Source organism: Mesorhizobium sp. P3_A9 (assembly GCF_056402975.1).
On record NZ_JBFUGJ010000065.1, the window covers coordinates 1 to 22,911 of the forward strand.

General features: G+C 64.5%; 21 protein-coding genes. 13 read left to right on the top strand and 8 right to left on the bottom strand.

Translation table 11 applies throughout. The features are described from left to right. Positions 1-116 precede the first annotated feature (116 nt). From AC1DX0_RS12270 to AC1DX0_RS12300, 7 genes are all read left to right on the top strand, one after another. Positions 117-1,106 carry an arabinose ABC transporter substrate-binding protein gene (locus AC1DX0_RS12270; protein WP_477218509.1) on the top strand — a complete coding sequence of 330 codons (990 nt, stop codon included), beginning with the start codon at positions 117-119 and terminating at the stop codon, positions 1,104-1,106. Between the two features lie 84 nt (positions 1,107-1,190). Then, positions 1,191-2,702: an L-arabinose ABC transporter ATP-binding protein AraG gene (araG, locus tag AC1DX0_RS12275; protein WP_477218508.1), complete on the top strand. Its 1,512-nt coding sequence runs from the start codon at positions 1,191-1,193 to the stop codon at positions 2,700-2,702. A 10-nt stretch (positions 2,703-2,712) separates the two neighbouring features. Then, the gene (araH, locus tag AC1DX0_RS12280; protein WP_477218507.1) at positions 2,713-3,663 is read left to right on the top strand and encodes an L-arabinose ABC transporter permease AraH; all 951 of its coding nucleotides are present in this window, start codon (positions 2,713-2,715) and stop codon (positions 3,661-3,663) included. 25 nt (positions 3,664-3,688) lie between these two features. Next, positions 3,689-4,468: an SDR family oxidoreductase gene (locus AC1DX0_RS12285; RefSeq protein WP_477218506.1), complete on the top strand. Its 780-nt coding sequence runs from the start codon at positions 3,689-3,691 to the stop codon at positions 4,466-4,468. A gap of 15 nt (positions 4,469-4,483) precedes the next feature. Further along, positions 4,484-6,196 (top strand): L-arabinonate dehydratase, encoded by a 1,713-nt coding sequence (gene araD / locus AC1DX0_RS12290; RefSeq protein WP_477355504.1) that lies wholly within the window; start codon positions 4,484-4,486, stop codon positions 6,194-6,196. Positions 6,197-6,207: 11 nt separating this feature from the next. Continuing rightward, positions 6,208-7,113 carry a dihydrodipicolinate synthase family protein gene (locus AC1DX0_RS12295; protein WP_477218504.1) on the top strand — a complete coding sequence of 302 codons (906 nt, stop codon included), beginning with the start codon at positions 6,208-6,210 and terminating at the stop codon, positions 7,111-7,113. 214 nt (positions 7,114-7,327) lie between these two features. After that, positions 7,328-8,071, top strand: coding sequence for a 4'-phosphopantetheinyl transferase family protein (locus tag AC1DX0_RS12300; protein WP_477218503.1), 744 nt, complete (start codon positions 7,328-7,330; stop codon positions 8,069-8,071). Between the two features lie 20 nt (positions 8,072-8,091). Here the strand turns inward: AC1DX0_RS12300 and AC1DX0_RS12305 are convergent, their stop codons facing one another. The 8 genes from AC1DX0_RS12305 to AC1DX0_RS12340 all read right to left on the bottom strand — a co-directional run bounded on the left by AC1DX0_RS12305 (position 8,092) and on the right by AC1DX0_RS12340 (position 16,448). Next, the gene (locus tag AC1DX0_RS12305) at positions 8,092-8,766 is read right to left on the bottom strand and encodes a GntR family transcriptional regulator (RefSeq protein WP_477218502.1); all 675 of its coding nucleotides are present in this window, start codon (positions 8,764-8,766) and stop codon (positions 8,092-8,094) included. Between the two features lie 140 nt (positions 8,767-8,906). Then, the gene (locus tag AC1DX0_RS12310) at positions 8,907-9,923 is read right to left on the bottom strand and encodes a Zn-dependent oxidoreductase (RefSeq protein ID WP_477218501.1); all 1,017 of its coding nucleotides are present in this window, start codon (positions 9,921-9,923) and stop codon (positions 8,907-8,909) included. A gap of 13 nt (positions 9,924-9,936) precedes the next feature. Further along, positions 9,937-10,623, bottom strand: coding sequence for a cyclase family protein (locus tag AC1DX0_RS12315; protein WP_477218500.1), 687 nt, complete (start codon positions 10,621-10,623; stop codon positions 9,937-9,939). A gap of 17 nt (positions 10,624-10,640) precedes the next feature. Further along, positions 10,641-11,582, bottom strand: coding sequence for an ABC transporter permease (locus tag AC1DX0_RS12320; RefSeq protein ID WP_477218499.1), 942 nt, complete (start codon positions 11,580-11,582; stop codon positions 10,641-10,643). Continuing rightward, on the bottom strand, positions 11,579-12,544 hold the full coding sequence (locus AC1DX0_RS12325; protein WP_477218498.1) for an ABC transporter permease: 966 nt from the start codon (positions 12,542-12,544) through the stop codon (positions 11,579-11,581). Before AC1DX0_RS12325 ends, AC1DX0_RS12320 begins: the two co-directional genes overlap by 4 nt. Next, the gene (locus tag AC1DX0_RS12330) at positions 12,537-14,036 is read right to left on the bottom strand and encodes a sugar ABC transporter ATP-binding protein (protein WP_477218497.1); all 1,500 of its coding nucleotides are present in this window, start codon (positions 14,034-14,036) and stop codon (positions 12,537-12,539) included. Before AC1DX0_RS12330 ends, AC1DX0_RS12325 begins: the two co-directional genes overlap by 8 nt. An 11-nt stretch (positions 14,037-14,047) precedes the next feature. Beyond that, entirely contained in the window at positions 14,048-15,136 is a 1,089-nt protein-coding gene (locus tag AC1DX0_RS12335; RefSeq protein ID WP_477218496.1) for a substrate-binding domain-containing protein, read from the bottom strand. Positions 15,137-15,200: 64 nt separating this feature from the next. Beyond that, a complete protein-coding gene (locus AC1DX0_RS12340) occupies positions 15,201-16,448 on the bottom strand; it encodes an enolase C-terminal domain-like protein (protein ID WP_477218495.1) in 1,248 nt (415 codons plus the stop codon). Between the two features lie 147 nt (positions 16,449-16,595). On the opposite strand from AC1DX0_RS12340, the gene AC1DX0_RS12345 reads away from it, so the two are divergent. The 6 genes from AC1DX0_RS12345 to AC1DX0_RS12370 all read left to right on the top strand — a co-directional run. Continuing rightward, complete coding sequence (locus tag AC1DX0_RS12345; RefSeq protein ID WP_477218494.1) at positions 16,596-17,324, top strand: GntR family transcriptional regulator; 729 nt, start codon at positions 16,596-16,598, stop codon at positions 17,322-17,324. Between the two features lie 207 nt (positions 17,325-17,531). Further along, a complete protein-coding gene (gene ssuD / locus AC1DX0_RS12350; RefSeq protein ID WP_477218493.1) occupies positions 17,532-18,704 on the top strand; it encodes an FMNH2-dependent alkanesulfonate monooxygenase in 1,173 nt (390 codons plus the stop codon). Then, positions 18,701-20,161 carry an FAD/NAD(P)-binding protein gene (locus AC1DX0_RS12355; protein WP_477218492.1) on the top strand — a complete coding sequence of 487 codons (1,461 nt, stop codon included), beginning with the start codon at positions 18,701-18,703 and terminating at the stop codon, positions 20,159-20,161. The genes ssuD and AC1DX0_RS12355 overlap by 4 nt, the downstream gene beginning before the upstream one ends. A gap of 165 nt (positions 20,162-20,326) precedes the next feature. Beyond that, positions 20,327-21,427 (top strand): dimethylsulfone monooxygenase SfnG, encoded by a 1,101-nt coding sequence (gene sfnG, locus AC1DX0_RS12360; RefSeq protein ID WP_477218491.1) that lies wholly within the window; start codon positions 20,327-20,329, stop codon positions 21,425-21,427. Between the two features lie 122 nt (positions 21,428-21,549). Further along, on the top strand, positions 21,550-22,485 hold the full coding sequence (locus AC1DX0_RS12365) for an ABC transporter ATP-binding protein (protein WP_477355507.1): 936 nt from the start codon (positions 21,550-21,552) through the stop codon (positions 22,483-22,485). Then, positions 22,482-22,911 (top strand): branched-chain amino acid ABC transporter permease (locus AC1DX0_RS12370; protein WP_477355510.1); only part of this gene is annotated, 430 nt, incomplete at its 3' end. The genes AC1DX0_RS12365 and AC1DX0_RS12370, both read left to right, overlap by 4 nt.

The window sequence follows — 22,911 nt, forward strand, 5'->3', positions numbered from 1 at the left end:
TCCCTGCTCAGAGCATGTATCTTAATTATCATACCAGATCAATTGACGAGTATGATAAAAGCGAATACAGACTCCGGCATCCGGGCTGAGCGCCCGGCCATCGCTGGGAGGTAATCATGCGACTTTTGAAGACCGCGCTCGTCGCGGGCGCACTTGCCGTGCTGTCCGTCACGACCATCGCTGCATATGCTCAGGACACCAAGATCGGTTTCATCGTCAAGCAGCCCGAGGAGCCGTGGTTCCAGGACGAATGGAAGTTCGCCGACCAGGCCGCCAAGGAAAAGGGTTTTACCCTGGTCAAGATCGGCGCCGAGGACGGTGAGAAGCTGATGTCGGCGATCGACAATCTCGGCGCCCAGGGCGCGCAGGGCTTCATCGTCTGCACGCCTGACGTCAAGCTTGGCCCCGGCATCGTCGCCAAGGCCGCCGCCAACAACCTCAAGCTGATGACCGTCGACGACCGCCTGGTCGGCGCCGACGGCAAGGCGCTCGAAGACGTGCCGCATATGGGCATTTCGGCGACCAAGATCGGTGAGGCCGTCGGCCAGGCGATCGTCGACGAAATGAAGGCACGCGGCTGGAAGGCCGACGAGGTCGGCGCCATTCGGGTCTCCTATGACCAGCTGCCGACCGCCGTCGACCGTGTCGAGGGCGCCATTTCGGTGCTGAAGGCGAACGGCTTCAAGGCCGAAAACATTTTTGACGCGCCGCAGGCCAAGACCGACACCGAGGCTGCGCTCAATGCCGCAACGGTTGTGCTCAACGCCCATGCCGACATCAAGAAGTGGGTCTCCCTCGGTCTCAATGACGAGGCGGTTCTGGGCGCAGTGCGCGCTTCCGAAAGCGTCGGCATTCCGGCCGAAAACGTGATCGGCGTCGGCATTGGCGGCGCGGACTCGGCGATCAACGAGTTCAAGAAGCCGACCGCCACCGGCTTCGTCGGCACGGTGATCATCTCGCCAAAGCGCCATGGCTACGAGACGGCGCTCAACATGTATGACTGGGTCGCCAACAACAAGGAACCGGCGAAGCTGACCTTGACCTCCGGTGCGCTGGCCAAGCGCGACGACTACCAGAAGGTCCGCCAGGGCCTCGGCATCGAATAATCCTCCCTGTACAACAGGCGGCAGCTCATCCCGCCGCCTGTTTGTCATGGCTCAACAAGGGCCGCACCAGAAGGATCGACGTCGGTGTCCTTTCTCGACTTCTCGCACATCACCAAGACCTATCCGGGCGTCAAGGCGCTGTCGGACGTCTCGTTCGGCGTCGACAAGGGCGCCGTGCATGGCCTGATGGGTGAGAACGGCGCCGGCAAATCCACCCTGATCAAGATCCTGTCGGGCGACCAGCATGCCGACGAAGGCGAGATCCGCATCGACGGCAAGGTCCAGGCCTATTCATCGACCCGGGATGCCTTTGACAATGGCGTCATCGTCATTCACCAGGAATTGCAGCTCGTCCCTGAGCTCACCGTTGCCGAAAATCTCAGCCTCGGCCGCTTCCCCGCCAGCGCCGGCATCATCGCCGGCCGCCGGATGCTGGACGACGTTGGCGCCAAGCTGAAATCGGCCGGCATCGACATCGACATCCGCCGCAAGGTCAAGACGCTGTCCATCGGCGAACGCCAGATGGTCGAGATCGCCAAGGCGATCATGCTCGACGCGCGTGTCATCGCCCTGGATGAGCCGACCTCGTCGCTGTCCTCGCGCGAAAGCGAAATCCTGTTTGCCCTGATCGACCGCCTGCGCGGCGAGGGCAAGGTGATCATCTATGTCTCGCATCGGCTGGACGAGGTGTTCCGGCTCTGCGACAGCCTGACCGTGCTGCGTGACGGCAAGCTCGCGGCGCACCATGCATCGCTGAAAGGCGTCACTCGCGACCAGGTCGTCGCCGAAATGGTCGGCCGCGAAATCTCCGACATCTGGGGTTTTCGCCCCCGCAAATCAGGCGATGTCAGGCTGAAGGTCGAAGGCCTCTCCGGCGCAAAGTTGAAGACGCCGGCCAGCTTCGAGGCGAGGGCGGGCGAGATCGTCGGTTTCTTCGGCCTGATCGGCGCCGGGCGCTCGGAGCTGATGCGGCTGGTCTTCGGCGCCGACCCGCGCTCGGGCGGCACCATCACCGTCGACGGCAAGATCGTTCGTGCCACTGATCCCCATGACGCGATCCGCGCCGGCATCGTGCTGTGTTCGGAAGACCGCAAGCACGACGGCATCATCCAGGGTCGCTCGATCGAGGAGAACATCAATATCTCGTCGCGGCGTCATCACACCCGCTTCGGTGTGCTCAACCGCGCCAGCGAGATCGCCACGGCGGAAACCTTCATCAAGAAGCTCAAGGTTCGCACGCCTTCGCGCAAGCAGGACATCATCAACCTCTCCGGCGGCAACCAGCAGAAGGTCATCCTGGGCCGCTGGCTGTCGGAGCAGGGCGTACGCGTCCTCATCGTCGACGAGCCGACGCGCGGCATCGATGTCGGCGCCAAAGCCGAAATCTACGAACTGCTCTACCAACTCGCCGAAGACGGCATGGCGATCGTCGTCGTCTCGTCCGAACTGCCGGAGGTGATGGGCATCTGCGACCGCATCCTGGTGATGTGCGGCGGACGCGTCAGCGCCGAACTTGACCGGGACCAGTTCGCCGAAAGAGCGATCCTGGCCGCAGCCCTTCCCGACCAGAAAACCCCCGACGCGATCGCATCCTGAGGATTTTGCCATGACCGACCAGTTGAAGAAGCTCCTGCTCGGCGAACAGGGTCTCGTCGTCATCTTCATCGTCGCCTTCGCGCTGGTGTCGCTCCTGGTGCCGAACTTCCTGACCGACCGCAACATGCTTGGCCTGCTGCAATCGGTGGTCACCGTTGGCATCGTCGCCTGCACCATGATGTTCTGCCTGGCCGCCCGCGACTTCGACCTGTCGGTCGGCTCGATCGTCGCCTTTGCCGGCATGGTCGCGGTGATGGCGTCGAATTATACCGGTTCGATTCTGCTCGGCCTCCTGGCCGCGATCGCCTGTGGCGCCTTTGTCGGCTTCATCAATGGCGTCGTCATCGCCAAATTCCGCATCAACGCGCTGATCACGACATTAGCCACCATGCAGATCGTGCGTGGGTTTGCGCTGATTGCCTCCGACGGCCGCGCTGTCGGCATAAACAGCCCGGATTTCTACCAGTTGGCGCTTTCCAAACTGCTCGGCATCCCGACGCCGGTCTGGGTGCTCGCCATCCTGTTTTGCATTTTCGGCTTCGTGCTCAACCGCACCGTCTTCGGCAAGAACACGCTGGCCATCGGCGGCAATCCCGAAGCGTCGCGGCTGGCCGGCGTCAATGTCGACAGGACGCGCATCTGGATCTTCGCGCTGCAGGGCGTCGTCTGCGGCATCGCCGGCATCCTGCTTGCTTCGCGCATCACGTCCGGCCAGCCCAACGCGGCGGTCGGGCTCGAGCTCTCGGTCATCTCGGCCTGCGTGCTCGGCGGCGTCTCGCTCGCTGGCGGCCGCGCCACCATGTCGGGCGTCATCGTCGGCGTGCTGATCATGGGCATTGCCGAAAATGCCATGAACCTGCTCAACATCCCGGCCTTCTACCAGTACATCGTGCGCGGCGTGATCCTGCTGCTCGCCGTGCTGCTCGACAATCTGCGCTCGTCGGCACTCGGCCGCCGTTGATCCGTATTCCAGGGGAGTGACAGCGATGGCTGAGCGTCTGTCCGGCAAACGCATCTTTCTGACCGGTGCCGCGCAAGGCATCGGGCTGGCCATCGCCGAGGCCTGTCTGGCCGAAGGGGCAAGGCTGTTTCTGGTTGATCAGGATGGTGAGCTTCTGAACAAGACCGTTGCCGGCCTGGCCGCGTCGAAGGGTGATGTCGGCCATGCAACAGCCGACATCAGCGACGGGGCCGCGATCCATGCTGCCGTCCAGCAGGCAATCGCCGAGATCGGGCCGATCAACGCGCTGATCAACAATGCCGGGATGAACGTGTTCTCGACGCCGCTCAAGGCGACCGAGGAGGAGTGGAACCGCAATTTCGACGTCAACGTCAAGGGTGCGTGGAACTGCAGCAAGGCGGTGTTGCCGGGCATGATCGCCAGCAGCGGCGGTGCCATCCTCAACATCGCCTCGACGCACAGCTTCACCATCATCCCGCACACCTTTCCCTATCCGGTTGCCAAGCACGCGCTGCTCGGCCTGACCAAATCGCTGGCGCTCGAATATGCGGCGCAAGGCGTGCGGGTGAACGCGCTGGCGCCCGGCTATGTCGAGACGCAGAAGGCGATCGACTACTGGGACAGTTTTCCTGATCCGGCGGCGGCGCGCGCCAACACTATGGCGCTGCATCCAGGCGGCCGCATCGCCTCAGTGCGCGAGATCGCGCTTGCCGCTGTCTTCATGATTTCCGACGAGTGCCCGTTCATGAACGCGGCCACTCTCGTCGTCGATGGCGGCCTCAGCCAGCTGCAGCATCCCGCCTGAACGCCGGAAAAAACCATGACCAAGAGACGATCGCAGCACTGGTTCGGCGGGCTGGGCAAGGATGCCTTCATCCACCGCAGCTGGATGAAGAACAACGGCCTGCCCGACGATGCCTTCGATGGCCGACCGGTGATCGGCATCTGCAACACCTTCTCCGAATTCACGCCGTGCCATGTCCATTTCCGCGGCCTGATCGAGCACATCAAGGCCGGCGTGCTGGAGGCCGGCGGCCTGCCACTGGAATTCCCGGTGTTCTCCTGCGGTGAATCCAATCTTCGGCCGACAGCGATGCTGTTCCGCAACCTGGCCTCCATGGATGTCGAAGAGGCGATCCGCGGCAACCCTATGGACGGTGTCGTGCTGATGGCCGGCTGCGACAAGACCACGCCGTCGCTGGTCATGGGCGCGGCCTCCTGCGACCTGCCGTCGATCGTCATCTCCGGCGGGCCGATGCTCAACGGCCGTTTCCAGGGTCGCGAGATCGGCTCCGGCACCGATGTCTGGAAATTCTCGGAGGATGTGCGCGCAGGCGTGATGAGCGAGCAGGATTTTGCCAATGCCGAAAGCGCCATGTCGCGCTCGCCGGGCCACTGCATGACGATGGGGACGGCCTCGACCATGGCCTCGATGGTCGAGGCGCTCGGCCTGGCACTGCCTGGCAATGCGGCCTATCCGGCGGTCGACGCACGCCGCAGCCGAATCGCCCGCATGACGGGGCGGCGCATCGTCGAGATGGTCAATGAGAATCTCTGCCCATCGGCTATCCTCACGAGACAGGCCTTTGCCAACGCCATCCGCGTCAATGGCGCGATTGGAGGCTCGACCAATGCGGTCGTGCATCTGCTGGCAATCGCCGGCCGTGTCGGCACAGAGCTGACACTGGATGACTGGGATCAGTTTGGCCGCGACGTGCCGACCATCCTCGACCTGATGCCGTCGGGTCGCTTCCTGATGGAGGACTTTTGCTATGCCGGCGGCATCCCGGCTGTGATGAAAGAGGTCGCCGACATGCTCGATCTCGACGCGCTGACGGTGACCGGCAAGAGCGTGCGCGACAACATCGCCGAAGCCCAAAACTACAATCCGGAAGTGATCCGCCCGCGCGACAAGGCGCTGACACCGCATGGCGGCATCGCCGTGCTGCGCGGCAATCTGGCGCCTGATGGCGCCATCATCAAGCCGTCGGCCGCTTCGCCAAGCTTGATGAAACATCGTGGCCGTGCCGTCGTCTTCGAGGACATCGATGACTACAAGGCACGCGTCGACGATCCCGCGCTCGACATCGACGAGCGCTCGATCATGGTGCTGAAAAATTGCGGGCCGAAGGGTTATCCGGGGATGGCCGAGGTCGGCAACATGGYGCTGCCGCAGAAGCTGCTGAAGCAGGGCGTCCGCGACATGATCCGCATTTCCGACGCCCGCATGTCCGGCACCGCCTTCGGCACGGTCGTGCTGCATGCCGCGCCCGAAGCAGCTGTCGGTGGTCCGCTGGCGCTGGTCAAAAGCGGCGACATCATCGAACTCGACGTCGAGGCGCGGAGGCTGCATCTCGACGTATCTGAGCAGGAGCTCGCGGAACGGCGGACGTCCTGGGTTGCGCCGGAGCCGGCGATGCACGGTGGCTATCAAGGTCTCTACACCGACCATGTCCTGCAGGCAGACCGTGGCGCTGACCTTGATTTCCTCGTCGGCAGCCGCGGCCACGCCATTCCGCGCGAAAGCCATTGAGGGCGAACGGGATGCCAAAGTTCCGGCCCGATGATTTCCACGGCATCCACGCCATCCTCTACGCCCTGTTCGACGGCGAGGAAAAACTCGACCGCGCGGCAATGCGCAGGCAGGTCGAGATATGCCTTGCGAACGGCGTGCATGGCATGGCGGCACTCGGCCTCGCGACGGAAGTTGCCAAACTGACCGAGGCCGAGCGCCGAACAATCATGGACTGGACGGCTGAAGACACCGCCGGGAGAGTGCCGCTCGCCTTCACCATCTTCGGCGCGTCCGTCGCCGAGCAGGTCGCACAGGTGCGCCACGCCGAAAGCGTCGGCGCCGATTGGGTGATCCTGCAGCCGCCGCCTGGGGGATCTTACGGGGCGCCGGAATACATCCGCTTCTTCGGCCGTGTGGCGGAGGCGACCGACCTGCCGGTAGCGATCCAGAATGCGCCGGCCTTTTTCGGCCGTGGGCTGACATCGGATGAAATCCGCGACCTCGTTACGCTTCACCCCAACATCAGGCTGATCAAGGGTGAAGGTCCGGTCACCGACATTGCCGGCCTGATCGAGCGCACCGAGGGCCGAATCCCGGTCCTCAACGGGCGTGGCGGTCTCGAACTGATCGACAATTTCCGCATCGGCTGCCGTGGCATGATCCTGGCGCCCGATTGCATCGACCTCGCCGTGCGCGCCTATGAGGCGTTCCGCGCCGGCGATGAAGCCGCAGCCGAGGCCGCGTATGCCAGAATGCTGCCGGCAGCGGTCTTCGTCATGCAAGGCATCGAGAACCTGATCTGCTACGGCAAGCGGCTGTTCGGCGCCCGCGCCGGCATTGCCATACAGGATCGGGCGCCGGCGATGCGGCCCAATGAGATTGGGCTCGCAATGGCCCGGCGCTTCGCCGACAATCTCGGGCGATTGCAGGGATAGAGCCAGGCTCGACGTAGGCGTCACCGCCTCACTGCCGCGCCGACCTCATCGAACAGGTTCTTGCCCATTCCGGTGAACTGTGATCCCTGTCCCGGAAACATGAAGACGCGCATCGCACTCCTCCGCTCCTGGATCGTCATCGGGCCGCGATCGGCGCGGCGGATTTGCCTGGAACAATCGTGATGTCGTCACCCGTGCCAGGCCGGCTCCGGCCATGAAAGAAGGCGATCCACGACGCGGCCAGGTCGATCTGTGGTACGTGCCCCTCGACGACTTCGGCGCCGACGATCAAGCCGCTTGCCTGCGGCTTCTGAACGCGCCCGAACGCGATCGGCATGACGCCTTCAAGTCCGAACCGGCCCGTCTTCAGCATCTCGCGGTTCGCGGCCTGGTCAGGACGACGCTGTCGCGTTACCGCGACATTGCCCCGGAACACTGGCGCTTTGACACCAACCGGTATGGCCGCCCGTTCATCGACGATAGCCTGGGCGTCAGCGGCCTCCATTTCAGCCTGTCTCACACCCATGGCCTGGTGGCCTGCGCGGTTGCCGCTTTCGCGGAAATCGGCATTGACGTCGAGCCGTGCGACCGCGACGTCGGTCTCGACGAACTGGCGCCGGCGGTCTTTTCGCCCCGGGAACGCGCACGCTTCGAGGCGATGAGCGGGCAGGCGAGACAGGATTTCTTTTTCACTCTGTGGACGCTCAAGGAAGCCTATGTGAAAGCGCGCGGCATTGGCCTCTCCTTGCCGGTGAAGAAGGTTGAGCTGGACCTGCAGGTCTCTCCGCCCATTGCCCATTTCGGCGACGAGATCGATGACGATGCCTCGCGTTGGGCATTCCGCAGCCTGCATCTGACGGGCCGGCACATTGTCGGCGTCGCAGCCGTCGTGCCCGATGGCGAACTCGAGATCGTGCCGAGGCGGACACGCGCCATCAATCCGCCTTTGCATGTATGATCAATCCAGTGCGGCCGGCTTCAGCCGAGAAGTTCGGCGGCGACTTCGAGCGTGTTGCGGAACGACGTTTCGAGATGGTGCTCCATCGCCTGCGCAGCGCCCTCGGCATCATTGCGCCTCAGCGCATCGAGGATGGCCCCGTGCTGCTCGATCGTCTGTTCACCATAGCCGGGCTTCGGGATGACGAGGGTGCGGCCCCGATCCATCTGCGCCTTGGAGATGTCGACGGCGCGCCAGATTCCCGGCAGGCCGCAGATCTCGGCGATGGTGCGGTGGAAGACATCGTCGAGCTGGATCGCGGTGGCATATCGGCCGCGCGCTATGGCGAGCCGGTGCGCCGCCATATTGTCCTCCAGAAGTTCGCCGGCTGATGGCGTGAATTTGACTGCCGCGCGCCTGGTGCTCTCCATCTCCAAGGCGCGGCGGATGACATAGGCTTCTTCCAGGTCGACGCGGTTGATCGGAGCGACATAGGTGCCGGTCTGCGCCAGGATCGTGACGAGGCCCTCGTCACTGATGCGCTTGACCGCTTCGCGCACCGGTGTGCGTGAGACGCCGAGCGCTTCGGCGATGGCCACCTCGTTGATGACTTCCCCCGGCTTCATCTGTCCGGTGACAATCAGATTGCGGATCTGGTGATAGATCTGATCTCGCAGCGGCAGCGCCCGATTGAGCGTTGAAGGATCCAGGTCCATGGCAAATCCACGTCGTCGTTCAGCAGAAGTGGTCAGATTATATTGGAATGCCGCGTGTTCGATAGGCAGGCGCGAAGGCGGCCGAACTGCGCTTGATCTGGCCGCATTGGGGCCGCTGACAGCGATTGCCGGGGAAACGTTCAGGAGAAATCGAGCTGGACCTTCAACGTCCGCTGCGGCTCCCTTTCGATCAGGTCGAAGGCCGCCTTGGCGTCCACTGCGGCAAAGACCTGGGTGATCATCGCCTCCGGCTCGAGGCGCTTGTTCGCCAGCCATTCCACAACCTTGGGCAGCAATTGTCGGTTAAGACGCGAGCCGACAACAGTCAGTTCCTTGCGTACCACCTCTTGCTGGCTGAGGCTGGACGGTGTCGCCGAGAACCCAAGCAGACCGATGCGGCCGGCCGGGCTGGCGATGCGGCATGCCTCGTCGAGAAGCGCCGGCACGCCGGCGCCGTCGATGATCACCGTCGGACCAAGGCCGTCATTTTCGTCCCGCACGGCGTCAGCGACCGGCTGGCGCAGCGAATGGATCACCGCATCCGCGCCAAAGCCCGATGCGCGCTCAAGCCGGGCCTCGTCGATGTCGGCAACGATGCAGCGCGCGCCAAGCAGCTTGGCCACCTGCAGCACGGTGACGCCGACGGTGCCGGCGCCGTAGACCAGCACCGTGTCCTGCGGCCCGCAGCCGGTTCTGTCCAGCACATTGGCCGCGATCGAGAACGGCTCGGCAAGCGCCGCCAGACCGAACGGCATATCGGCGGGAACGGCAACGACATTGCGGGCCGGCACGGCGACGAGATCGCGGAAGCCGCCGTCACGATGAACGCCCATGACCTCGAGATTGGCGCAGACATTCGGCCGCCCGACACGGCAGGGATAGCAATGACCGCATGAGACCACCGGATCGACCACGACATGGTCGCCCGCGCGCACCGAGACAACACCCGCGCCGAGCGCGGTGACGACACCGGCAAACTCATGGCCGATGATGCGCGGATAGACGGCAAACGGGTTCGATCCGTGCAGGATATGCATGTCTGACCCGCAGATGCCGGCGCGCTGCACACGCACGACGACTTCTCCGGCATCAGGCTGTGGCTCGGTGCCAGCCTGAACGGCGAGTGCCCCCGGTTTGCGGACGACGATATCAACCACGGCAGCACACCTTTCAGGACTTCGAGACGAGGGCGACGGCGCGCAGGGGCGATCCTGATCCGCCTTCGATCGCCAACGGCAAGCTGACCAGGGTGCAGACGGGCGGCAGCAGGCCGAGATTGGCGAAATTCTCGCCGACCAGGATATCGGCGCCGAGCAGAATGTTGTGGGCGGGGAAATCGCTCGAGCCGAAGCGGTCGATCGACAGGCAATCGGTGCCGACGATCCGGACACCACGTTCGACCAGCAGCAGGCTGGTCTCGCGCGACAGCCCCGGCCAGTCCTCCAGCACCCGGTGGCTTTGCTGCGGATCGCTCCAGAACTGGTCCCAGCCGAAGTGGAAAAACACGGCGTCACCGGGCGCGATCGCGCCGTGCCGGTCTTCGAAATCCCGGATTTTCTCTGGCCCGACCATCGTTGCCGGCGCCATGTCGCGGGCGTCGATCGTCACCATGCGGCCGAAGAAGCGATCGACCGGGACGTCGGCGATCGAGCGTGCGCCGGGGACGAAATGCAGCGGCGCGTCGAAATGCGTGCCGGTATGCTCGCTCATGCAAAGCGCATGATTGCAGGCGACGTCGCCGCGATCGAACGATTCCACCACTTCCTGGCAATAGTGCGGATGTGTTGGCCAGACCGGCATGCCGGCGCGCATGCGGTGGGTGAGGTCTACATAATCGAGGTCATCGTCAAACAGCATTGTGGATCCATCCATCCTCAGGCGGCGCTTCGCCGCGGCACGATCGCCACGATGAGGATGATCAGCACGCCCGTCAAAAGAAAGCGCACGCCGGCCTCGATGCGAAACGTGTTCAGCATCGTGGCCATCAGGTTGAAGAACAGTGCCGCGCCCCAGATGCCGATCGCATTGGCCTGCCCGCCGGCGACGCTGGTGCCGCCGAGCACCACGACGGCGATCGATTCCATCAGATAGGCGTCGCCCATGTTGAGCGCAGCGCCGCCGGTGAAGCCCGACAAGAGGAACCCGGCCAGCGCCGCTGCCGTGCCGCACAGCACATAGGCCGCCAGCCGCACCCTCCCGACCTCGATGCCCGCCAGCTTCGCGGCCGGCTCGCTCTGTCCACTAGCCAGGAGATGGCGGCCCCAGACGCTGCGCTGCAGGACCAGCGCGGTCAGCAGCGTCAGCGCCATCACGGCAATCGGCATGAACTGGATGCCGGCGATCCGCCACGAGGTGAACCAGGACAGCATCGCCGGTGGCTTCAGGGTCGCCTCGCCGCCGAGATTGAAGGCGAGCGACTGGAAGACGAAGCTCCAGGCCAGCGTGGCGATGATCGGCGGCAGCCGCAACGCTTTGATGGCTAGGAAATTGAGCCCGCCGGCGGTCGCGCCGACGGCGAGCGCCACCAGCAATCCGGGCAGGATCATCGTATCATTGCCGTTCATCACCGCCATCGACACATAGGCCGCGAGCGTCAGCACCGACGGCACGGAGAGATCAATGTTGCCTGGCCCCGAAGCGACCACCAGCATCTGTCCGGTGCCCACGACGACGCTGAAGGCGCCAAAGGCTAGTGCTGCGGAAATCGTCGCGCCGGCACTGCCCCAGCCGGAATAGGCAGTGGTTGCCAGCCACATCGCCAGCGCGACAATGAAGCCGTAAGTCCAGGGCGCGAGGAACAGCCGGCGGCGGATCATGAAACCCGCTCCGCCAAGAGGACGCGTCCGGCCAGCACCAGGAACAGGATCACGCCTTGCGCACCGATCTGCCAGGTCGGCGGTACCGCGAGAAAGGAGAGCAGCGATCCCGCCAGCGATAGCGTAAGCGCGCCGATGACCGTTCCCACCGGTGACACGATACCGCCGGTGAAGGTACCGCCGCCGAGGATGACCGCGCCGACCCCCAGCAGCGTGTAGGCAGGCGCGACATTGGGATCGCCGGAGGTGGTAAGGCCGGTCAGCGTAATTCCGGCCACGCAAGCGAGAAGCCCGGCGCCGGCATAGGTGGCGATGCGAAGGCCGACGATCGACCATCCGGCGCGCTCGACCGCGCGCGGATTGGCGCCGGCGCCACGCAGCACCGCGCCATAGGACGAGCGCGTGATGACAAGATGTCCGATGGCCGCGGCGAAGGCGGCCAGCCACACCGGCAACGGCAGCAGAGGCGGCTGCCAGCTCATGAAGCCAATGAGCCAGTCCGGCGCTGTGCCGCCGGGTGCCGGAAGCAGCAGGATCGCGGTGCCAAGCCAGATGAAGGACATACCGAGTGTCACAATGATCGAAGGCAGTTGCCTGACATGGATCAGCAGGCCGAAGCCGGCATAGGCGGCGATCGTCACCAGGTAGATCAGCACCGCGAGCACCGGAAAATCCGCGAGATAGAGCGCGGTGACGCAGGTGATCAGGCCGACAAAGGCGCCGTTGGACAGGTCGATGTCGCCCAGCATGATGACCATCATCTGCGCCAGGGCGGCGAACACCAGCGGCACGGCGAGCTTGAACAGCAGCGTGAAGCCGAAGTAGCTCATCGCCGCAGGGCGGATCCAGAAGATGACGGCCAGCATCACCAGCAGCGCTATCGCCGGCAGGCCGATCTGCACGGCGCCGACAAGCCATGCCGGCCGGGCAGAGCGGCGGGAGGAGAGGACCGCGTTAGCCATGCGCGCCCCCGAAGGAGGCCTGCAGGATGCGAGCCGGTTCGATGTCGTTACCGTCGAGCTGCACCTCCGCCCGGCCTTCGCGGAAGACGTAGAGCCGGTCGCAATTGCTCAGCTCCTCTAGTTCGGTCGTGTACCAGACAAAGCAGCGTCCGTTCTCGGCCTCGCTTCGGATCAGCTGGTAGACCTCATGCTTGGTGCCGACATCGACGCCGCGCATCGGATCGTCGAGGAAGATCACACGCGCATCGGACGCCAGCGCGCGGGCGAACAGCACTTTCTGCTGGTTGCCGCCGCTCAGGCTGAGGATCGGCGTGTCGATGGAAGGGGCCTTGACCTTCAGGCGCGTCGACCATGTCTGCGCCAGGTCGCGGGCAGCCCTGGTCGAGATCAGCCCGTTGCGCCGCAGCGCCTTCAAGCTCCGGATGGTCAGGTTTTCCGCGATCGACCACAGCGTGAAGACGCCCTCGCCCTGCCGGTCGCCGGCCACATAGGCGACGGGCGTGGTCGGACCGCTTCGGCGGTTCTGCTTGCGGGCCGCGGAAAACAGCGCGCGCAGCCGCTCGCGCTGGCCGTGGCCGTCAAGGCCGGCAAAGCCGATGATCTCTCCCGCCGCTGCCTGGATCGACAGGTCGTCGCCTCCGTTCCCGGGATGGTCGACCACCAGCGGCTTTCCCAACGCGGCAATCTTGCGGTTGGAGCGGTCGCGCGGCGCCTCGATGCTGCCCATCAGTTCGACCAGCGCCGAGCGCGTCAGCCCTGCCGTCGGCCGTGCGGCCACCACTTTGCCGTCGACCATGACCACGGCCCGGTCGCAGACCGCGAGAATCTCGTTGAGGCGATGGGTGATCAGGATGCAGGCGATGCCGCGCGCCGCCGCGCGGCGGATATGGTCGAGCAACTGCTGGGTGGCTTCATGTCCGAGCGCCGATGTCGGTTCGTCGAGGATGACGCAGCGCACCGGCGTGTCGGTTTCACTGAAAGCGCGCGCGATCTCCACCATTTGCCTTGGACCGATCGCCAGGTCGGCCACCCGGGTTTCGGGGTCGATGCCGTGGCCCGGGAAAATCTCGCCCAATGTTTTCCCGATGACAGCGCGGGCGCGCTTGCGCCAGCCGAGGCCGCGCAGGGTGCGATGAACGATGCGCGTGTTCTCGGCCAGCGATAGATTGGCGCACAGCGACAATTCCTGGAAGACGCAGCGCAGTCCACCGGTCTGCGCTGCGAACGCGCTCCATTTGCCGACCGGCACGCCGTCGAGATCGAAGGCGCCGCTGCTTCGCTCGACGGTGCCGGCAAGCACGTTCATCAGCGTCGATTTGCCGGCTCCATTATGGCCGACGAGGCCGACGACCTCGCCGGGCAGGATGCTGAAGTCGACACCGCCCAGCGCATGAACCGCGCCGTAGCTCTTGCGGACGTCGCGCACCGCCAGATAGGGGCGCGCGGCGTCCGCCGAGGCGACAGGCTGGTCGGACGTCGCGGCGCTGTTCAAGGCTCAGGCTCTCATTTGGGGGCGGGAACGCCCGGCAGCGGCTTCTTGTTCACATTGGCGTCGATGATATCCGCCACCAGGGCCTGCGGATACTCGGCATTCACCACGCCGCCTTTCGGCACGGTAGCGAGCCACGCGCCGAGGTCGGGCTGGTTGATCTGCAGAAGCGGCACCTCGACGAATTTCGGCACCTCCTTGCCAGCCAGGATCTGCTGCGCCACCCAGAAGGCCACTTGCGATACGCTGGGCGTGGCGCCGAGCGAGAAGGTTTCGTAGCCATTGGCGTCGTGCTCCTGCTTCCAGAGCCCGAGTTCGTCCTCGCGATTGCCCATGATGATGATCGGCAGCTTGCGGCCGGCATCCTTGAAGGCCATGGCGGCGCCATAGCCGTCGCCACCCTGGGTCAGCACCGCGTCGATCTGCGGCAGCGACGGCAGCACGCCCGACACTTCCTTCTGCGCAACCGTGGCCGTCCACTGGCCATAGACCTCGCCGACGGCCTTGTAGCTCGGATGCGCCTTCATCGCCTTTTCGACGCCTTCATGAAGCCGCTTGTCGAAGCCGTCGCCGGCCATGCCGCGGATCTCGAAGATGTTTGCCGGCTTGTCGCCCAGCTTGCTCTGGATGTAGTCGAGTTCCGCCTTGGCGTAGGAATCGAGATCATAGTCGACCCGGTAGGCGCAAGGCTCGGTGACGCCGCTGGCGAAGGCGACCACGACGATGCCGGCGTTGCAGGCATCCTTGACCGCGCCGTTGAGCGCCGTGTCGGAGCCGGCCAGCACGATGATGGCGTTGTAGCCCTGCAGGATCAGGTTCTGGATCTGGGCCGCCTGTTCGGTGACCGAATTGTTGGAGCTGACAGCCGTGACCCCGCTGACCAGTCCGTCCTTGACCGCTTGCGCGCCCATGGTCTCGAAGCTCTTGATCATCACCTGGCGGAAGGAATTTCCTGCGTAGGAATTGCTGAACGCGATCTTCTTGCCGCTTGTGTCCCCCTTGGCGATGCCGTCCTGCGCAAAGGCGCCGGTGCAAGCCAGCATCGCCGATGTGGCGAGCATGGCGCCCAGCATTGTTTTTCCAGCTTGATTCTTCAGTCTCATTTCCGTCTCCTCCGGTTGACTGTCCCGCGGTGGTTCCACCGCACGGTTCATGCACGCATAAGGCTCATTTCCCGCCGGTCTCCGGCACGATGCTGACGGAGTGGTCGGCGAAATCCGAATTGGGCAGCAGCGGATACCAGCCCGGCCGGCCAGGATCCCGGTCATAGGGGTAGCCGCCGAGCGAGCGGTAGAGTTCGGCATAGGTCTGCAGCTTGTCGCGGTCGAGCGTAACTCCGAGCCCCGGACCGTCGGGCACGGCAATGCAGCCCTTGGCGTAGCGCATCTTGCCGCCGACGATGACGTCGTCGGCAAGATGGTGATAGTGCGCGTCTGCGGTGAAGGTCAGGTTGGGCAGCACCGCGCCCAGATGCAGCATGGTGGCGAGCTGGATGCCGAGCTCGCCGGAAGAGTGCACCGCGACGCCCAGCCCGAACGTGTCGCAGATCTGCGCCGCCTTCACGCAGGCCCGGATGCCGCCCCAGAATGTGGTGTCGAGCAGGATGACGTCGACGGCCGGGTCGCGCACATTTGTCGCCAACTGCTCGAAGTCGACGACGATGGTGTTGGTGGCGAGCGGAATGGCGAGCTTTTCCCGCAGCCGGCGCATCCCAGCAAACCCCCAGGTCGGGTCCTCGAAATAATCGTTGCGCAGGTCCGAGATGGCCTGTCCGAAGCGCAGCGCCTGTTCGACCGACAGCGCAGCATTGGGGTCGTAGCGCAGCGTGTCGTCGGGAAAGGCGGCAGCCAGCGCGCGATAGCATTCGAGCTCGTAGTCGGGGTGGAACACGCCGGCTTTCAGCTTGTGGGCGGTGAAGCCGTGCTCGGCTTTCAGCGCCCTGGCATGCGCGACCAGCTGGTCGATGGTGCGGACTTCACCTTCGCGCGTCCAGGCATCGGCATAGCGGAAGAACAGATAGCTGGCGAAGCCGACTTCGTTGCGGACCCGGCCGCCGAGCAGTTGATAGACCGGCACATTGAGTTTCTTGCCGATAATGTCGAGGCAGGCGAATTCCAGCGCGGCATGCAGCTGTGTGCGGTTGTTGTAGAGCGACGCCGTCGGGTTGCAGATCGCATACCGCATGCGGTTGAGATCGAAGGGATCGTGGCCGACCAGATAGGCTTTCAGCCCGGCGAAGGCGAGCTCGGCACTTTCGCCGCCGCCACCCATCTCGCCAAGGCCGACGATCCCCTCGTCGGTTTCCACTTCGACGACCGTCCTGACGAACCGGCCCCAATGAGCGCCGTTGCTGTGCCTGAGCGGCGCCTGCAGCGGAACCGTCACCGTGGTCGCACGGATATCCGTTATTTTCACCGCGCAGCCTCCCGAAGCACGAAACCGGCGCAAGATCAGCGGCGCCGACAGTCGATTTACAACTGGTATGGTACCATGTCAATTGCATTTGCGTGTGTGCATGCTAGGCGTTACAACGAAACGAATCCGTTGGAGAGGCCGAGGCTCTTGAACACCGAAGCGAAGTCCCGCGGTGCTGAGCTGCGCGAACCGGCGAAGCTTCTCGGCTCCGTCAACAACCGGCTGCCGATCTCGCCGCAGATCTACGAACTGCTGCGGCGCGCCATCACCACGCTTGCGATACTGCCGTCGGAGGGCCTGAGCGAAAAGGACCTCGCCCAACAGCTTGGCGTCAGTCGCACGCCGGTTCGGGAAGCGCTGATCCGTCTGGCCGACGAGGGCTTGATCGATATCCTGCCGCAGCGCGGAAGCTTCGTCGCCCCGATCCGGCTCGAGGATGTAGAAGAAGCGCAGTTCATCCGTGAAGCCCTCGAGGTCTCGGTCGTATCGCGCCTGGCGAAAAAGCCTTCCCCCGGTTTCCTTGAGGCCGGACGGGCAAACCTGGCTCGCCAGAAGCTGGCGGTGGCCGGCAAGGACAGGGAGCTGTTCCTGGAGCTTGACGAGGCGTTTCATCGCAATTTCTGCGAGGCGGCCGGGTTGCCGAAGAGCTGGCGCGTCATCCAGGTGGTCAAGCTGCAGATGGATCGCGTGCGCTATCTCAGCCTGCCGGAGCAGGGCCACCTTGAAACACTTCTCACACAGCACACCGCCATTCTCGATGCCATCGAACAGGGTCTGTCCGACGAGGCCGGCGCGCATATGGCCACCCATCTGCAGGAAGTGCTGCGCACCGTCCGGCGGCTGAGCGTCGAGAGGCCCGATCTTTTCAGGAATTGACCGCAACCCGCATCGGTTCGAGCTGGCGGAGAGAATTTCCAATTTCAGCGATGGATTTGGAATAAACTAACTCTACAGAGTTTATAGAATAAGCAAAGTGCGCTGGCGATCTGGTTTTCCCGGACAGGACCACGCTATGCCCGCCTCTCTGCGCCCGCTTCCAACCCCATCAGGCACAGGCCGCCGCCGAATTGCGGGAGGCCAGCCATGACCAAGGATGTTCCCGAGCGCATCAAGGTTCTCTGGTTCCTGCCGACGCATGGCGACAGCCGCTATCTCGGCACCACCGAAGGCGGCAGGGCCGTCGACCTGCCCTATCTGACACAGGTGGCCAAGGCCGCCGACACGCTGGGCTATTATGGCGTGCTGCTGCCGACCGGCCGGGCCTGCGAAGATTCCTGGGTGATCGCCTCGGCGCTGGCGCCGCTGACCGAGCGGCTGCGCTTCCTCGTCGCCGTGCGGCCCGGCCTGCAGTCGCCGACGCTCGCCGCGCGCATGACAGCGACGCTCGACCGCATCTCCAATGGCCGCCTGCTGATCAATGTCGTCACCGGCGGCGATCCCTTGGAGAACAAGGGCGACGGCATCTTCCTCTCGCATGCCGAGCGCTACGAGGTGACGCAGGAATTCCTGCAGATCTACAAGCGCGTGCTGAGCGGCGAGACGGTCGAGCACCAGGGCAAGCATTTCCACATCGAGGACGGCAGGCTGCTGTTCCCGCCGGTGCAGACGCCCTATCCGCCGCTCTATTTCGGCGGCTCGTCGGATGTCGGATCGGTGGTGGCGGCGCAGGAGATCGACAAATACCTGACCTGGGGCGAACCGCCCGCCGATGTCGAGCGCAAGCTGGATACCGTGCGTGAACTGGCCGAGAAGGCCGGCCGCAAACTCTCCTTCGGCATCCGCCTGCATGTCATCGCGCGCGAAACCACCGAACAGGCCTGGGCCGCGGCGGAGAGCCTGATCAGCCGGCTCGACGACGCGACGGTCGCTTCGGCGCAAAAAGTCTTTGCCCGCATGGACTCGGTCGGCCAGGCTCGGATGAGCGCGCTGCATGGCGGTAGCCGTGACAAGCTCGAGATCGCGCCCAATCTCTGGGCCGGTGTCGGCCTGGTGCGCGGCGGTGCTGGCACGGCCCTCGTCGGCGATCCCGACACCGTCGCCGAGCGGATCGACGAGTACCGCCGCCTCGGCATCGATACCTTCATCCTGTCCGGCTACCCGCATCTGGAAGAAGCCTATCGCTTTGGCGAACTGGTGTTGCCGAAACTGCCGACCGATCATCCGGTCAAGGCGGCCGGCACGTCGGTCAACACCGGGCCGTTCGGCGAAACCATCGCCGGCGACCATCGGCCGAAGTCGCTCGCCAGCGCCTCGTGAACGCGCTGCCTCCGGCCCGCCGATTGCGCGTCGCCATCATCGGCGGCGGCTTTTCTGGCGCTGCCCTAGCCTGGCATCTGGCGCAAGCGCATCGGCCGGAGCGCCTGTCGGTCTGCGTGATCGAGCCGCGCCCGGCGCTCGGCGGCGGCCTGGCCTATTCCAGCGAGGAACCATCGCATCGGGTCAATGTCCCGGCTGTCAGAATGAGCATGGCTCCCGACGATCCGCAACATTTTGCCCGCTGGTTGGCCGGGAGCGGTGAACTCGAACACGACCCGGATGCGCTCTGGAAGAATGGCGACGCCTATCCGCGCAGGCGTGTGTTCGGCCGCTATGTCGCCGAGCACCTTGCGCCTCATCTCGAGACCGGCGCTATCCGCCACGTCGAAGGTGAGGCCACGCGGGTGATACGAGAAGCCAACGGCGCCGGCTGGACTGTGCAGACATCCGCCGGGCCCGTCGCCGCCGACATCGTCATCCTGGCGGCGACGCATCCTCAGCCTGGAATTCCCAATGCGCTGGAATCACTTGCCGAAGCGCCGGGCTTCATCGCCGATCCCTACGCCGCGTCGGCACTTGCCGGGATCGGTCCGGACGCCTCGATATTGATCGTCGGCTCCGGGCTGACCTCGTCCGACATGGTGGCCGAGCTTGATCGCCGCGGCCATAGCGGCCGGATCCTGGCGCTGTCGCGCAGAGGACTGCGCTCGCGCGGTCATCCAGATGTCAGAGGTGAGCCCTTCGGCGATTTTGCATCGGCGCCGGCCACATCGGCGCTTGGCCTGCTGAAGACCATCCGCGCCACGCTCGCCGCAGCGCGCGCGACCAACGTCAACTGGCAGTCGGTCTTCGACCAACTGCGCCTGCAGGGGCCGGTGCTGTGGGCCGCCCTTGCTCCGTCCGAACGGGCAAGGCTGGTCCGCAAGCTGCGCGTGTTCTGGGATGTCCATCGCTTCAGGATCGCACCGCAGGTCGCTGCCGTGCTCGACCGCCGCCAGAGCGCCGGAACGTTCGAGACCATTGCCGCCAGGCTTGTCGCGTCGAACGATGAGGGCGACAGCCTCGCGGTCAGCTTTCAACGGCGCGGTGAGACACGGATCGAGACGGCACGCTTCGATGCCGTCATCAACACGACCGGGCCGGCTCATGGGCAGGCCCTCCAGCTCAATCCGGCACTGCGCTCCCTGGCCGACGCTGGGCTGATCAAGGTCGACGCCTACGGGCTCGGCATCGCGACCAGTCTGGATAGCCGTGCCATAGGCCGGGATGACAGAGCGGTCGCCGGGCTTTTCGTCGCCGGTCCGCTGGCGCGCGGCACCTTTGGCGAACTCATGGGCCTGCCGGAGGTTGCTCGTCATGCCCAAACTGTCGCGGTCGAAATTGCAAGGCTGGTCGACAGGCTCCCGTCCGCCGAGGCGGTTGGCGCCAATGCCGGGGACGTTGCGGTCGCGCGCTGACAAGCCAAAGCCGGCCTGGCTGGGAAAAATTGGTATTTCCGTCCCAAGAAGGCGCCAAAAACGGAAAATCCTACTTTGTATATATAATCAGTAGACATAATAAATGTTGGCGAAAACCGGCCAAGCCGGACCGATCAACGACACGGCCTGAATGGGAGACATTTCATGGCACACGCAGAGACCGACGCGGTCAAGTTCGCCTACTGGGTGCCGAATGTTTCGGGCGGCCTGGTGATTTCCAACATCGAGCAGCGCACCAGCCATTCGGCCGAGTATAATCGCAAGCTGGCACAGATCGCCGAGAACGCCGGCTTCGACTATGCGCTGAGCCAGATTCGTTTCACCGCCGGCTACGGCGCCGACGAGCAGCATGAATCGGTGGCGTTCAGCCATGACCTGCTGGCGGCGACCACGACGCTCAAGGTGATCGCGGCGATCCTGCCCGGCCCGTGGAATCCGGCGCTGGCGGCCAAGCAGCTCGCCACCATCAGCTACCTGACCAACGGCCGCGTCGCCATCAACCTCGTCTCCGGCTGGTTCCGTGGCGAGTTCCACGCCATCGGCGAACATTGGCTCGACCATGACGAGCGCTACCGCCGCTCGGAGGAATTCATCCGTGCGCTGCGCGGAATCTGGACGGAAGACAGCTTCACCTTCCGTGGCGATTTCTACCGCTTCAACGAATACTCTTTGAAGCCGAAGCCGCCACAACTGCCCGAAATCTTCCAGGGCGGTTCCTCGCGCGCCGCACGTGACATGGCATCGCGCGTTTCAGACTGGTACTTCACCAACGGCAACACGCCGGCCGAGATCGCCAAGCAGGTCGACGACCTCAAGTCCAAGGCCAAGGCCAATCACCATTCCGTCAAGGTCGGCGTCAACGCCTTCGCCATCGTCCGCGAGACCGAGGAAGAGGCCAAGGCGGTGCTTGCCGAGATCATCGGCAAGGCCAATCCCGATGCCGTCAACGCTTTCGGCCACGAGGTCAAGAATGCCGGCAAGGCTTCGCCGGAAGGTGAGGGCAATTGGGCGAAATCCTCCTTCGAGGATCTGGTTCAGTACAATGACGGCTTCCGCTCCAACCTGATCGGCACGCCAAGGCAGGTCGCCGAGCGCATCGTCGACCTGAAGCGCGCCGGCGCCGACCTCATCCTGCTCGGCTTCCTGCATTTCCAGGAAGAGGTCGAGTATTTCGGCAAGCACGTCATCCCGCTCGTTCGCGAGCTGGAGGGCGCCGAGCAGGCAGCGTCACTGGCAGCGGAATAGCCATTTTCAAAAAAGGCAGGCCGGGCAGTCCGGCCTGCGACAGATGAAGGTTCCCGGGCGCTCGATCCATCGAGCGTCAACGAGGTTTTGTGCGCCTGCTGAAGCAAGCGAGGACGATTGGAATGCCGTTGGCCAGTTATGCCCTTGGAATGATGGAGGCCTCGGTCTATGCGCCGGAAGTCTTCGCGCGTGGCTTGCCGTCGGCAGCCCGTCCCGCGCAGTCATCGGAAGGCCAGGCAGAGCCCACGGAGGCGGTCAYGGCCGCCGCCGCTCCGATGCTCTCGCTGCACGGCATCGGCCTGTCGTTCGGCGGCGTCGTCGCACTGGCCGATATCGACCTGTCGGTTCTATCAGGCGAAATCCGCGCCATTATCGGCCCGAACGGCGCCGGCAAGAGTTCGCTGATCAACGTCATCAGCGGCGTCTACCGGCCGGATCGCGGCCATGTCCAGCTCGATGGCGTCAGTTATGCCCAGGTCCCGACGCAGCGGCTGGCGCATCTCGGCGTCGCCAGGACCTTTCAGAACCTTGCTCTGTTCAAGGGCCTCAGCGTCCTCGACAATGTAGCGTCAGGCCTCGCCTACAAGGTTCGTTCCAATTTCGCTGGCCAGGTGCTCGGCATCGGCCGCTCGCGTGGCGAGCAGCGCGACTTTCTCAGCCGCGCCGACCAGATCCTCGAATTCCTCGACCTTACCGCTGTTCGTGATCGCCTCGTCGGCACGCTGCCTTACGGGCTGCAGAAGCGTGTGGAGCTGGCCCGTGCATTGGTCGCAGAGCCGCGCCTGCTTTTGCTCGACGAACCGATGGCCGGCATGACGGCAAGCGAGAAGAACGAGATGGCAAGTTTCGTGCGCGCCGCGCGCGACCGTTTCGCCACCACCGTCGTTTTGATCGAGCATGATGTCGGCGTCGTCATGGGCCTGTCCGACCGCATCGCCGTTCTCGACTATGGCCGCAAGATTGCCGACGCCACGCCCGACGAAGTTCGCAACGATCAGCGCGTCATCGACGCCTATCTCGGCGTTGCCCCCGACAATGAGGACGGGGCAGGCATATGATCGCCGATTTCGACTACCAGTTCTTCATCGAAGTGCTCGTCGGCGGCCTGCTCTCCGGCGTCATGTATTCGCTGGTCGCGATCGGCTTCGTGCTGATCTACAAGACCTCGGGCGTGCTCAATTTCGCGCAGGGCGCGATGCTGCTGTTCGCCGCCCTCACCTTCGTCAGCCTTGTCGAGCGCGGCATCCCGTTCGCGCTGGCGCTGGTGATCACCTTCGCCATCATGGTGGCGATGGGGCTTGCGATCGAGCGCACGGTGCTCAGGCCCCTGACCAACAAGCCGCCGATCACTTTGTTCATGGCRACACTCGGCCTGTCCTACATCATCGAGGGCGCCGCCCAGCTGATCTGGGGCACGCAGGTCCACGGCCTCGACCTCGGCATCGAGGACGTGCCGCTGGAAGTCGGCGGCGTGCTGATCAGCC